Annotated in this window: 10 protein-coding genes and 2 tRNA genes; 6 read left to right on the top strand and 6 right to left on the bottom strand. The window is 46.4% G+C overall.

The genetic code is table 11. The annotated features are described in order from the left end of the window. Positions 1-137: 137 nt before the first annotated feature. Positions 138-1,364 (bottom strand): signal recognition particle-docking protein FtsY, encoded by a 1,227-nt coding sequence (gene ftsY / locus AXE77_RS05180; RefSeq protein WP_116712436.1) that lies wholly within the window; start codon positions 1,362-1,364, stop codon positions 138-140. Positions 1,365-1,557: 193 nt separating this feature from the next. Between ftsY and AXE77_RS05185 the strand changes: the two genes are divergently transcribed. Continuing rightward, positions 1,558-1,818 (top strand): mycoredoxin, encoded by a 261-nt coding sequence (locus AXE77_RS05185; RefSeq protein WP_116712437.1) that lies wholly within the window; start codon positions 1,558-1,560, stop codon positions 1,816-1,818. Between the two features lie 79 nt (positions 1,819-1,897). Beyond that, positions 1,898-1,970: transfer RNA gene (locus AXE77_RS05190), tRNA-Lys, on the top strand. A 215-nt stretch (positions 1,971-2,185) separates the two neighbouring features. On the opposite strand, the gene AXE77_RS05195 is transcribed toward AXE77_RS05190, so the two are convergent. From AXE77_RS05195 to AXE77_RS05210, 4 genes are all read right to left on the bottom strand, one after another. Continuing rightward, positions 2,186-3,601: a DUF4032 domain-containing protein gene (locus AXE77_RS05195; protein WP_116712484.1), complete on the bottom strand. Its 1,416-nt coding sequence runs from the start codon at positions 3,599-3,601 to the stop codon at positions 2,186-2,188. 266 nt (positions 3,602-3,867) lie between these two features. Next, positions 3,868-4,995, bottom strand: coding sequence for an ABC transporter ATP-binding protein (locus AXE77_RS05200; protein ID WP_116712438.1), 1,128 nt, complete (start codon positions 4,993-4,995; stop codon positions 3,868-3,870). 457 nt (positions 4,996-5,452) lie between these two features. Continuing rightward, positions 5,453-6,424: a DsbA family protein gene (locus tag AXE77_RS05205; protein WP_116712439.1), complete on the bottom strand. Its 972-nt coding sequence runs from the start codon at positions 6,422-6,424 to the stop codon at positions 5,453-5,455. A gap of 208 nt (positions 6,425-6,632) precedes the next feature. Continuing rightward, positions 6,633-8,321, bottom strand: a complete 1,689-nt coding sequence (locus AXE77_RS05210; protein ID WP_116712440.1) for a serine/threonine-protein kinase — start codon at positions 8,319-8,321, stop codon at positions 6,633-6,635. Positions 8,322-8,490: 169 nt separating this feature from the next. On the opposite strand from AXE77_RS05210, the gene AXE77_RS05215 reads away from it, so the two are divergent. The 4 genes from AXE77_RS05215 to AXE77_RS05230 all read left to right on the top strand — a co-directional run bounded on the left by AXE77_RS05215 (position 8,491) and on the right by AXE77_RS05230 (position 12,397). Next, positions 8,491-8,564: transfer RNA gene (locus AXE77_RS05215), tRNA-Thr, on the top strand. Positions 8,565-8,982: 418 nt separating this feature from the next. Further along, complete coding sequence (locus AXE77_RS05220; protein ID WP_116712441.1) at positions 8,983-10,656, top strand: aggregation-promoting factor C-terminal-like domain-containing protein; 1,674 nt, start codon at positions 8,983-8,985, stop codon at positions 10,654-10,656. Positions 10,657-10,741: 85 nt separating this feature from the next. Then, positions 10,742-11,638, top strand: a complete 897-nt coding sequence (gene rsmA / locus AXE77_RS05225) for a 16S rRNA (adenine(1518)-N(6)/adenine(1519)-N(6))-dimethyltransferase RsmA (protein ID WP_116712485.1) — start codon at positions 10,742-10,744, stop codon at positions 11,636-11,638. Positions 11,639-11,770: 132 nt separating this feature from the next. Beyond that, positions 11,771-12,397 (top strand): LytR C-terminal domain-containing protein, encoded by a 627-nt coding sequence (locus AXE77_RS05230; protein WP_116712442.1) that lies wholly within the window; start codon positions 11,771-11,773, stop codon positions 12,395-12,397. A 113-nt stretch (positions 12,398-12,510) separates the two neighbouring features. Here the strand turns inward: AXE77_RS05230 and AXE77_RS05235 are convergent, their stop codons facing one another. Then, a complete protein-coding gene (locus tag AXE77_RS05235; protein ID WP_346426251.1) occupies positions 12,511-13,947 on the bottom strand; it encodes a CCA tRNA nucleotidyltransferase in 1,437 nt (478 codons plus the stop codon). Between the last annotated feature and the right edge of the window lie 15 nt (positions 13,948-13,962).

The raw sequence follows: 13,962 nt of genomic DNA on the forward strand, positions 1-13,962 counted from the left end.
ACTATGCAAAAAAGCTTATAAAAAAGCCTGCTCACCTATGTAAGCAGGCTCATGTAAGCAGGCTCAAAACTTGTGTTTCGGTAACGCAAGTAGCGCAATTGCCAAGCTAACAACCAAGCTATCTGTCAAAACACCACTTAACCAAGCAAACCATCTACAAAACTGTGCGGATCAAATGGAGCTAAATCATCCGGCCCTTCACCAAGTCCCACAAGCTTCACCGGTACACCAAGCTCACGCTGTACAGCAATAACGATACCGCCTTTGGCAGAACCATCGAGTTTAGTGAGCACCACGCCTGTAATACCAATAGCCTCAGCAAAAACCTTCGCCTGAGCCATACCATTTTGACCGGTAGTGGCATCCAACACCAACAATACTTCGTCGACGGGCATCGTTTTCTCTACCACTCGGCGAATCTTGCCAAGCTCATCCATCAGATTTGCTTTATTTTGCAAACGCCCTGCCGTATCTACAATCAATACGTCTGTCTGCTCCTCTTGCGCTTTACTTGCCGCCGTAAAAGCAACAGAAGCGGGATCAGCACCGTCTTTATCGGCTCGCACAACCGGCACATTAACCGCAGAAGCCCAAGTTGTAAGCTGGTCTGCCGCAGCAGCACGGAAAGTATCAGCAGCAGCAAACATAACAGAACGATGTTCAGCCACAAATAGTCGAGCTAATTTACCGGCAGTAGTAGTTTTACCAGTGCCATTAACGCCAACCATCATAATAACGCCCGGATGGTGCGCTTCTGGCTTATCGACATTCAAACGTCGATCCGTATCCTCACCCACTATTTCTAAAAGCTTCGCCCGCAGCGCGGCCCGCACATCGTCAGCGCTAGTAGTACCAGCAATGCGAGCATCTTGGCGCAGCGCTTCAACTAATGTTTCACTCGCCTGCGCACCAACGTCAGCCATAAGCAGCGTATCTTCTACATCTTCCCAATCTTCTTCTGAAAGATGATCCTTACTCATAATATTGAAAAGCGCGCGACCAAATGGGTTTGCACTACGTGCTAAACGTTCACGCAGACGCTTTAAGCGGGAAGAGGTACTTTCCGGCAGTGGAGTTGCGGAACGAAGCCCAGACGCGGACCCCGATGCCGAATTAACTACCGGCTTAACCTCCGGCTCAGTTACAGGCTCGGCTGATGGTTCAGAATCTAACGGTTTTTCAGACGCTGTTGTTTTGCCCGCTTCAACAGTTGGAAGATTGTCGTCCACACTTTGCGGAATGTCTGGACCATGATCGTTACCACGAATACGCAATATCACGGCAGCAGCTACTAAAAGCACAGCGATAATGACCGCTGCAGCCGCAAACCAAATCACTGTATTCATATCTATAACCATATTCATGCAATTAAGCCTATGAAAATCAAGGGACACTAGCAATATATTTCACTATTTTTTCTCATCTTTGTCACACTTGCATATTAATTTGCCATCAACTAGCACAGCATTACGGAATCCATTAAACTAGTAGCGAGGCAGTAAGCAATCCATTTATTGCGCGCAATAGTGACGATTAAAAGTACAGTAAGGAGCATTTATGGCAGATCAAGCAACCGTAGAAGTGTATGGAGCAGATTGGTGCGGTGATTGCAAGCGTGCTAAAGCTGCGCTTAATCAGTATGGTGTAGCATTCGTTTGGCATGATATTGAAACGGAAGAAGGCGCTGCAGAAAAAGCGGTTGAGATTAGTGGGCAAAAGCATATTCCGGTAGTTACTTTTGCAGACAATACTTTTATGGTAGAACCTTCAGCTACGCAAATTAAAGCAAAGTTGGAATCTTTAGGCGAATTGCAATAACACCAGCAACGCTCATAACACGCATACGTGTACACGATATTCACTTCGTCGCTCGAGTGTAGTACACTTAGCGTTTGTTGCCCCTTTAGCTCAATTGGCAGAGCAGAGTCCTTTTAAGTCTTGGGTTGTGGGTTCGAGTCCCACAGGGGGCACTCTTTTATACCCAAATTCAGACTACAGTGTTGATATTTGATTGCATCCAGATTAATTCGTAACTATATATAAAAACGGGGGAACCGAAGTTCCCCCTGCGAAATAATCGCTGAACAATCAAAGACGACAAACGAGATCGTCCTTATTAAAAATTAGCTCTCTTGTTTGTTGTATAACGCTCAAGTAACTATCCTCAACTCATCCAGGCAAAATCTCAACTTGCCCACACGCTGGCATCTTGATCATCCTCATAAAGATTAACGCCAGCATCATTGGATTGCGAATAAGTATATTCATCGTCTATCACACCGGAATCAGCATCAGCATTAATAGCAGCGAGCACGCGCTTATCCATTTTGTACTGTGGCAATACATTCTTAATGTAACTCGTCACGGCATCTTGCATAGCAACGTCGTGACCGACCTTTTCTGCCATAAACCAACGGTGATCAAGCACTTCGTGGAAGAACTGTGCTGGCTCAATCTGCGAACGGAATTCAGGTGGAATCATGCGAACCGTCGGCTCGAAGATTTCACGCATCCAGTCGGTAGCAACAATCTCCAACTCTTCACCCTGACGCCATGTAGAAGTTCTATACGCGTCTAAATCATTAAGCAGCCTTCGAGCTTGATTTTCTTGCACATCCAAGCCAGTCAAACGCAACAACTTACGTGAAGCATAACCGGCATCGACTACACGAGGACGAACCAATACTCGACGTCCGTCTTCAGAAGTCTTCATTTCCAACTCGTCAACATCAAACCCAAGCTCGTTCAAACGATTCACGCGACGCTCGATACGCCACATTTCATCTGGGCTAAACTTATCGACATCGGTAAGAGTACTCCACAACGAATGGTAACGGTCAACCAAACGATTACCTATGCTAATTTCGTCCACTTCAGTAGGCAACAATTGGCCTGAGCTCAAATCCATCAGTTCGCCGATAATATTGGTGCGAGCCAAATCAATATCGTATTCGCGCTGTCCTTCCGTTAAACTTCCGTGCAAATCACCAGTTTCTGCGTCAACCAGGAATGCAGAAAACGCATCAGCATCTCGCAAAAACAGTACGTTAGAAAGCGACACGTCACCCCAATAAAAGCCAGAAAGATGCAAACGAACCATAAGCACAGCGAGCGCATCAATAAGACGCTCAGCAGTGTCCGGACGCAGAGTGCGAGCAAATAATGCACGATATGGCAGTGAGAACTTCAAATGTTTCGTCACCAACATTGCCTCAAGTTTTTCACCATTGGCATCCCGACGGCCTGCAACAACAGCTATAGGGGTAACAGTTGGCAACTCAAGCTTACGCAAGCGACGCAGCAACTCATATTCTCGCTCTGCTACTTGCCGAGTTATTTCCTTCATGGCATACACTTCGTCACCAACATGCACAAAGCGCACAACGTGACGAGAAATACCGCGTGGCAAATTCACAAATAAATCAACCGGCCATTGAGAAAGCGGCAGCTCCCACGGCAAGGTAAACATTTTTGGATTTGAACTAGCGGCGGTAATCTTAAGCGTCTGCGGCTCTTGAGACGACGCACTCTCGTCTTGTGCAGATACTGAAGTTGCCTGCACAGCACGCGGGTCCAACTGAGGAGCGTCATTCCATTCCATAAAGTCCATGTACCAATCAAGCTCATGTCAACAGTACAATCTACTGCTCAAACGCTACGCAGATTCACTGCCAACTAATTATTGATAACAACTATACACAGTAAGACATAATAAGCTATACGTTATAACACGCAAACTTATCTACCACTATTTGTGTTCTGATTTTGCTGGCAAAAACGGGGTCCGCTTAACATTGCGAACCCCGTAATACCTTTATATCGAAAATTTGTTTATTTTACTTACGCAAACAAACAAACCTACAGCTTTTAGTTCAAACGCAGCTCAGTAGAAGGCGCGAACAGGTGCATCTTGGATGGATCAATCTTGATCTTCACCGTGTCACCAACCTTTGGCAAAGCGCGCGGATTCACGCGAATTGTTGTGAGCTTATTCTGGTCAGACATCATTGTGGATGCTTCCTCAGGAGAACCATCAGTGATGATGTTGCCGTAGATATAGCCATCAGAGCCGAGATCTTCGACGTTCACTACTCGCAAGGAGAATGCGTTTGGATCGTCGAAAGTTGCCAAGCTTGCGTCTTCTGGACGGAAGCCAACAATAATCTGGCCGTTATCTTCTGCAGTGAGCTTGTCAACAGCTTCAGCTGGGAGAACAATAGAATCCTCACCAATCTGAGCGCGACCGTTAACTACTGGATGCTGGTTAATATTCATGGACGGGGAGCCAATGAAGCCTGCAACGAACACGTTTGCTGGGCGATCATAAAGCTCGGTTGGAGCACCAACCTGCTGCAAAACACCAAGCTTGATGACTGCAATGCGGTCACCCATGGTCAAGGCCTCAGTCTGATCGTGAGTCACGTACAAAGTAGTAACACCGAGCTGGCGCTGCAAAGCAGCAATCTGCGTACGAGTCTGCACGCGGAGCTTAGCGTCAAGGTTCGAAAGAGGCTCATCCATAAGGAAGACCTTTGGTTCACGAACAATTGCGCGACCCATAGCAACGCGCTGACGCTGACCACCAGACAAAGCCTTTGGCTTACGATCCAAATACTCGGTCAAATCCAAAACCTGAGCTGCTTTTTCAACGCGAGCGCGAATTTCCTCTTTTGGAACGCCAGCAATCTTAAGAGCAAAGCCCATGTTGTCTGCAACAGTCATATGCGGATACAATGCATAGTTCTGGAAGACCATTGCAATATCGCGATCCTTTGGCTGCATTGTAGTAACGTCTTGACCGCCGATGAGGATACGTCCTTTGTTAACCTCTTCAAGACCTGCCAACATACGCAATGTCGTTGACTTACCGCAACCAGATGGACCAACGAGTACGAGGAACTCACCATCTCTAATAGTCATGTTCAAATCGTCAACCGAAGGCTTATCGTTGCCTGGGTAAATACGAGTCACATGATCAAATACAACTTCTGCCATGATATGTCCTTTCATCGGCAGGTACGTGCCGAACGATCCGTAGTGAAGGGTGTGCACTCATGACCCCAATTTCCTACATCGGCGGGTATCAATCGTCCACAGTTTACTTACCTGGTCCATTGAAGGTTCTCTTCGTTGAGCCATGCCTTAATATATCATGTTTAGCTCAGAAAAACAGCAAAAAATCAGTATTTTCTGCAGCATCAGCGTGTCGGAAACGCTCTTAAAAACAGCAATAAGCATAAACAATGGTTGGTATTCACCTTAAAAATATGCCCGTTTGCTTAATCATTTGTTTATACCAAAGCTATGGCAAAGACGCGAAACAATCAACGATAATTCATCTTGCAAGCTCATGCGATATAAAAACGGACGCCCACCAATGTTGAACGTCCGTTTTACTACAACGATATTTTGATTTTATCGTTACTTTGAATGCGTGTAACTTACTACAAGATTACAAGTCGATAGGAGCATCCTTATCCGTCACTTTAGGCATTTGCCCTTCAACACCAACTTGCTGCTTTTCCAAGCCAATGCAATGCAGTACTGCATCGAGCACATTCATATTCTTTTCGTTTACTGCATTCATATCAAGCAACTTACCGTTAATAGTCGCAGTTGGAGTAGTCATAGAACCCTTGTTAGATCCAGAAACATTCCACAATTCCTTACGATCTGGAGTGTATTTATTCACTACATTCTGCCATTTCACGTATCGACGGTCGAAAGCCTTACTTGCTACAGAATCGTCTATTCCAGCTTTCTTAGCTTGTTCAATCAACTTTTCGTTGCTTACAGGTTTATAACCTTCGCCTTCTTCCGGCTGGAAGTCTTCTGCAAAAATGTTATTAATAAATTGCAACAAATGCTCAGGATCACTATCGTTCTCTGCAATATAAGCAATAGCTCCCGTTACTCGAGAAGAGTAGTGATCGGTTGAAAGCGAATCAAGGAACGACATTGGGTGGATTTCCAAATTAATTTGGCCAGCACGCACCATAGCATTCAGAGTTTTGTCTACCTTGCGGTTAAAACCGCCGCAACCTGGGCACATCGGATCAGAGTACACAGCAATCGTCGGAGCGTTCGGTACAGCCTTCCCGTAACCCAACTTACTTAACAAAATGCCGTCTTTATCGTTCACGCTTTTTGGACGATCTTGAGGTGCAAGTTTTTTCAAATTGACGTGAGCTTTTTCAGATCGCTCAATCTTCTTTTGAGGCTGAACATACGTCATTTGATAAGCAGTTATACCAACTGCAGCAATCATGGCGATAACAATCAGCACCACAATAAGCCCAATAATCGTTTGTTGACGGCGTTCACGCGCCTCACGCTCTAAACGTTCACTTTGTAACGCATTTTTCTGCTGCGCATAAGCAACATGACTGTTTTGCTGAACGTCATCTGGCTGTATTGTAGACATTTGTTTCGTAATCCTCGCTTACTTTGCATTACGCGCCAGGATTTGCTCCCGGCGACAGTCACATAAATAAATAACTGCCACATAGTTTAACGTGTGGCACCAACGGAAACACTGCTAACCACGTTAGCAACAGTACAAACCTAACGAAAGCATAACGAAAATCACTCGATAATTCTTATGAAACCTGCAACATAAGCTAACACAATTACTAATCTTCAACCCTACGCGACGAACAAAATAGTGCTCCCAGTCCCGAACAGAACACAGTAGTGCCCTTAATAATTGCCATAACAATCCAAGCCACAATGAATCCTAAAACGTAACCAACAGACGTTTGCGAAAATATTTCCGGATGGTAAGTCGGCACAAAAACTTGTACGGAACCAAACGTAACAGACAGTAATTCTGGAGCACTACCACACAGCAGCGGATACGCAACAGAACCTACAACACCGCCAGCCACTATGCCAATAATGCGGGGTATAGTATATGCCAAACCGCATACGCTATGCCAAGGCAGCCCTGCAACACGCATAACAACATCATGCCGCGGAGTTGTGCCATTATGCAATTGCTGGCGACGCAACTTTGCCGCAATATTGTATCCAACCGTTGCAGTAATCCACATCATTAATGCGCTGACTGCCACAGCATCAAGCACATTCACTATTGCAATAAGAGAGCAAATCGGAGCACAAATTGTAAGCGCCCACGCACCTCGCAATAAGTAAGAATATTGGCTTGGGGGATTGCTAACAGCACAGCCAGAAGAATCAACATCCTGGCTTATATTTGATTCGTAATGTTCCGGTTGCGTTGTAACAGCGTGTGGCTGCGAGGTAACAGTATTGCGTTGCGGCATAACCGTAGTAGCAGATAATGGCAGTGCAGAGGTTTCAATAACGTTATCGCAACAAATTGTTTGCATCTCGTCGGTTGATTCACCCTGCGATTCATCAATCTTTTCGTCCATTGTTTCACGCCACATTGCGCGAGCTGTCTCGCCTGCAGCGCTTCGATCAAAAGGGCGGTTCGCCTCCGGCCACGCTAAAGGATTCATAGCATCCTCGCTTATCGCCTGTTCCAAAGCGTTTGGGGAGCAGCGCTTCTCGCGCTGAGGCTGCAAAACGTCACGGAAAGCAGCCAAAGTTTTCGGCGGCAATCCACTTAAATCCGCATTGCCAGAAGCTGCACGCTCAAGCACCGCCATCAAAGGTTTCGTACCAAAAACCGGCTTTCCGGTGGCCGCAAAAGCCAACACTGCTGCAAGAGACCACCAGTCGGTAAGCTCGTCAGCATCACTGCCCTCAATAATTTCGGGAGCTATAAATCCCGGAGTTCCCATCACTAATCCCGTACGGGTAACATGACTTTCACCTTCACCCATCGCAATGCCGAAATCTACCAATACAGGACCAGTTGCAGCAATCATAACATTCGTTGGCTTAATATCGCGGTGAATAATGCCAGCCTCATGAACTGCCTGAACAGCTTCAATAAGTTTATGCGCAAGACGCTCTAAATCATCAGCTAAATACGGTCCATTTTCTGCAACATCCTCACGCAAATTATGACCATCAATTAATTCGGTAACAATAAACGCAATCGACGCATCAAGCTCCATATCAACTATTGAACACACTCCCGGATGGTGAATACGCTGTAAAGCTAGCGCTTCCCGCTTCAGTCGCAAACGAGCACGCGCTTGCTCGCCGTCAATATCCTCACTGCCGGAAATATTCATCGAAGCACGCAATATTTTCATAGCATACTGATTGCCGCCATCGTCTTTAACGCGCCAAACTGACCCCATTGCGCCGCCACCAAGCCTGGCAATAAGCGTATACCCGCCCACATTATTGCCCGGCTGCAAATCAACTATGCTGATATCTTCCATACTGCATTATGGTAATGCTGCGCACCGCCAAAGCACTCGCATATTCATAGTCCAGCTCAATACGCAACGCACCACACGCTACGAATCACAGTCACTTTTGTAGTTTGACGATATATGATACACTAATCAATGTTCTGCGTGGAGCAGTGATGTACACCACGTAGCGTGCGCCTCCTTAGCTCAGATGGCCAGAGCGGCCGCCTTGTAAGCGGCAGGTCGCCGGTTCGATCCCGGCAGGAGGCTCCGTTTTTTCTGTTATCTCTTGCTCAGCATATAATGACGGGAAATAGTTGCACGGAGAAGGAAACCTTTTAATAAGCCGACGTAACTTTTTGTAATTTTATATGTAAAATTCAGGTTGAGAAAGGGAATCTGCACACTGTAACACTTTTCGCGAGTAAGAACTCGGAAACCTTCCCCCAACTCAGGGTTTCCGAGTAGAGGACGGAGCGTCCCCCAACCAGCTCCTCCTCTTAGGGGGCGGGAATATCCCCTTCTCTCCCGCCCCCATTTTTCTTTTTTACCTTCGTCTTGACTACTTTTAGCGTAGCCAGACTTGTCCAATTCATTCTTTTCAAATTAGTAGTCAGATTAATAATCACAACAGAGTGCAGCGTAGAAGGTATAATAAAAGCCGGTTCACAGTGAAGGGAGTGGTGATATGGCACGTCGATGGACCCCTCGACGCTTAATCGTAATGCGACGCGCACGTATTCTTGCCTGCGTCCTGTCTCTATCACTTGCAGCAACAAGTACTTTTGCTTTTACCGCACAAAAATCGGTGGCGCTCGTAGTAAACGGCAAAACCCGAATTGTTAAAACTTACGCCACTACGTCTACTCGCTTGCTAGAAGAACAGCGCATTCCGCTCAAAACGCACGATCAAGTAATATCTTCTTCTGGGGAAATTCTTACCAATCACGCAACCGTCACCGTCCGCAGCGCTTACCAAACTTCCATTACTGTAGATGGCGTAACCATACCATTTTGGACAGTTGCAACTAGTATCGATCAACTTATTGGATTCTTTAAAGCTAACGCACGCAAAGCCGCACGCATTACAGTGAATTTACGCAACATATATGACCAACTTACCTGCGGATTATCAATTAATAAAAAAGGTCCTATAACCGTTATTGCCGACGGGAAAGCGCGAATTGCGCCAGACGGTACGTTACCTGCGAGCGCAATCCTCGATTCGCAAGGAATTGTGCTCGGCAAAGAAGATCGCGTAAGCGTTGAAGAAAATGACGGCACTACGATTCTTCGAGTTGCACGAGTCACTCACGGTAAGGAAACGCGCACTGTTTCGTTACCTTTCGCTACGCAAACTATTGTCGATCCTAAGCTGCCGGCAAATGCGAGAGTAGTGCAGCAGGCTGGCGTAAACGGTGAACGTGAGGATGTTTATAACGTAACGTACGTAGATGGAAAAGCGGAAAGCGCCACGCTTATTGCGCAAAATATAGTGAAGCCTTCGATTAATGAAGTCGTTGCTGTGGGAAAGAGTGCTCCTAAGCCGACGCAGACTTCGAATCATCAGCAAAACCAAGCAAAGCAGCCTCGTCAACCTCAACGTCAATCACAAAAAAACGCAACAACTAAGAACACTCCTCGGGAAACCCCTCGCAAAGCTACCCAATTGTCCCCTTCCCAACCTGCCTCTGACAAGCAAGCAGAACAGGCGCAACAAACGCAACCTAAATCAGCGCCATCTGACAAACAAAATCAAGAATCTGCGCAGCCAGCGAAGTCTTCTCCGGCTTCTACCTCGACTTCAGCTTCTACTTCGGCACAGCAATCCACACAAGCTCCCGCCCAATCATCCGATAAATCGTCTAACGGCGCTGCAACTCAACAAACCGACACTCAAGCCAAGCAATCTCAACAATCTTCCAAGCAGGCGGAATCGCAAGAAAATAAGCAACCAAATCCTTCCACAATGTCAACGGTTACTACAGCACCAGCACCTGCGCCAAACCCACCGGCACCAGCTCCAGCCAGCAACCCAGATAGTTTGGTACACGCAACACCAGAACAGGCCAAACTCTTCGCGCAAGGAGCCGCAGCACAAATGGGATGGACGGGTAAAGAGTGGGAAGATTTGGTTTGGTTATGGAATAGAGAATCTGGGTGGCGTTGGAACGCCGAAAACCCAAGTTCTCACGCATACGGCATTCCACAAGCGCTTCCTGCAAACAAAATGAGTAGCGCTGGAGCAAACTGGCATGAGGACGCGGCGGTGCAAATCAGCTGGGGATTAAGTTACATCAAAAATAAGTACGGAAGCCCAAGCGGAGCTGTAAGACATTCGAAGCAGATTGGTTGGTACTAAATTGGTTGGTACTAAATTGTACGACGTAACGCTAGCAAACACGATAGGTAGTATAAGGGTGAATAACACAGTAGACAGCGCAACAATAAGCACCTCGACAAGTAACGCAGATTCCGCAACAAAGAAAAGCGAATCCGACGGTCAACTTTTAGGCGCTGCGGATATTCGTCGTATCGCTGCAGAAGAAGGCATTACACCTACCAAAAAGTTCGGGCAGAATTTTGTAATTGATCCTGGTACCGTACGAAAAATCGTAGCCGCCGCTGGAGTTCAGGCAGGGGATATGGTGATGGAAGTAGGCCCTGGCCTTGGTTCACTTACCCTTGCTTTGCTACAGGCCGGCGCCAATCTTACTGCTATAGAAATTGATCCACCACTTGCTAAGCGGCTGCCGCACACCGTCGAAGAATTTATGCCGCAAGCATCATCTCGCTTCGCAGTAATACTGAAAGATGCTTTAGCGCTCGACTCTAACGACGTCCCACAATTAGCAAACGCTACTCAATTTACTCTCGTTGCCAATCTTCCATACAATGTTGCGACTCCTATAGTGCTTACTTTGCTTGAAAAATTCAGCAATTTACAACACTTTTTAGTGATGGTACAAAAAGAAGTCGCCGACCGTTTATGCGCTCAACCAGGCAATAAAGTATACGGAACTCCCAGTGTAAAGTTGGCTTGGTATGGGACAGCGCAAAGAGCAGGTCTTATTGGACGCAACGTTTTTTGGCCCGCACCAAATGTAGATTCAGCTTTAGTTTCGTTCACGCGCGATGAAACCAGCAAAGGGGAAGAACAAGAGCGCGAAGGAGTATTCGCACTTATTGATGCGGCCTTCCAACAGCGCCGTAAAACTTTGCACGCGGCTCTGAAGCATCTAGTCCCCGAAGCTGCGTACGAGCGCTCGGGAATTGACCCAACGCGACGTGGGGAGACGCTTACTTGCGACGAATTTATTAGCTTATATCGTGCCTGCAAGTAACACATTCATCAGTCATACATAGCCGGTAAAATGCGGTAAGTATTAGGGATAGGTGGCTTATAAGTAGCTTAATGAGCTTACTGCACACTGCAAATTAAGCATATAAGGCAAATACGCAGATCGGAAGTAAACATGGCGCAAGAGTACGACGAACATATTGCTCGTAAAGCTTTCATGTATCAGAGAAAACGGTCTATCCTAACCGCCGTAAGCGTAGGTTTAGCGGTTGTGTTTGTTTTTGCGCTGATTGTGCACTCCCATGTTTTTGGCATAGGTGCCGCGCCAACACCAAGAGATAATCCAAATTATGGTATTGTGGCACCTTGCGCTATTAAAGGAAAAGAAGGCGGGAAGAAACCGTACCTCGATAATCGAGCCGTGTCGATTCGCGTATTAAACGGCACTAAATTCCGCGGGTTTGCGCGCGCAGTGGGCGAGGCTCTTAACGCTCGCGGCTTTAATCTTGTTGAAGTCAATAACAATAAAACGAGCAACATTAAGCGTACTACTATTTATTTCGGCAAAAACGCTATTAATGAAGCGTATACGGTAAGTGCCAATTTTACTGATGCTATTATTCGCATGGATGATCGTCAAGACAAACTTATTGATATCGTACTTGGTTCCACGTTTAATAACCTTCGTCCAAAAGTTGACGTGCCTGCTGCCGGAGCGTCTATTCGTGAAATTTCGGGCTGTGTAAAAGCAGATACGTTAACTAAGCTTCCAAAAGCCTACCAGCATAAAGAAGTACAGTAACAAAATACAGTAACGTACACGCAACGTACATACAATGCTTTACTTACAGGCACTAACCAAAGTAAGTAAAAGTAAGTAAGCATATGCGCAGCATTTGCGCTTATACGTCCAGTTTACTCGTGTGTTTCTCGATACCAACGCTGCAACTCAGCTACTGCAATATCATGCTCAACCGGCCCGTTATCAAGACGATAATCCAACATGTGCTTGTAAGCTTCACCAACAGTTGGGCCAGGTTGCAATTGCAATATTTGCATAATTTCATTACCGTCAACGTCCGGACGAATTGCATTAAAATCTTCCTGCTTCTTTAGTTCGCGCACGCGATCTTCCATTTCGTCCATAGCATGCTCAAACATCAGTGATTTACGTCGATTTTGCGTAGTAGCGTCAGCTCGCGTCAATCTGTTCAAACGCTCATACAAGTGACCCGCATCTTTAACGTAGCGACGAACCGCAGAGTCAGTCCAAGGCTCGTCAACATAGCCATGAAAACGCAAATGCAAATTCACTAACTCACTTACGTCATCAATAATATGGTGATCAAAATGCAGCGCTTTTAAACGCTTACGCGTCATTTTCGCACCCACAACATCGTGATGATGGAAGCTCACTTTGCCTCCATCTTCAAACTTTCTGGTGCTCGGTTTACCGATATCATGCAACAATGCTGCCAAACGCAACGTTAAATCTGGTGCGGGCACAGGCCCTTCCGGTGCTGTTTCCAACGCTATAGCGCGCTCAAGAACCATCATAGTGTGTTCGAACACGTCTTTATGCCGATGATACTCATCTATTTCAAGCTGTAATGCTGGAATCTCTGGGAGCACACGCTTAGCAATACCAGATTCAACCAAAGCTTCCAAACCTTGGCGAGGCCTGTCAGAAAGCAACAATTTCGTAATTTCGTCACGTATACGTTCAGCAGACACAATAGTAAGACGATCAGCCATGTCCACAATTGCTTCAGCCGTATTAGTTTCAATAGTAAAACCAAGCTGTGCAACAAAACGTACCGCACGCATCATACGCAACGGATCGTCGTCAAAAGATTGGCGAGGGTCCACGGGAGTGCGTAACACCCCTTTTGCTAAATCACTAGCACCACCAAAAGGATCAACAAACTCAAGCTCCGGCACACGCAACGCCATCGCGTTCACGGTAAAATCTCGCCGTGACAAGTCACCTTCCAGCGTATCGCCATATTGCACTTCAGGCTTGCGTGAATCCGGATCGTACACATCCGAACGGTACGTAGTAACTTCAACCTTTACTTCCGTGCCGTCAGAACGACGACGCATAGCACCCAACGTACCAAACTTTCGTCCCATATCCCAAAAACCATCGTGCCCCCAACGACGCAAAATTGGCTCAAATTCTTCAGGACGCGCCGAAGTACAAAAATCAAGATCGTGCGACACGCGATGCAACAACATATCGCGCACAGGACCCCCAACTAACGCAAGTTCATAATTATGCTCAGCAAAAAGTCGCCCCAATTCTATAGCTTCAGGCCAAACTTCAAAGTTTTCAGTCACCCTTACCGACACCCTTTCAGCAAAAAT

Origin of the sequence: Gardnerella massiliensis (assembly GCF_003408845.1) — a bacterium.
In the GTDB taxonomy this organism is placed as follows: Bacteria; Actinomycetota; Actinomycetes; order Actinomycetales; family Bifidobacteriaceae; genus Bifidobacterium; species Bifidobacterium vaginale_H.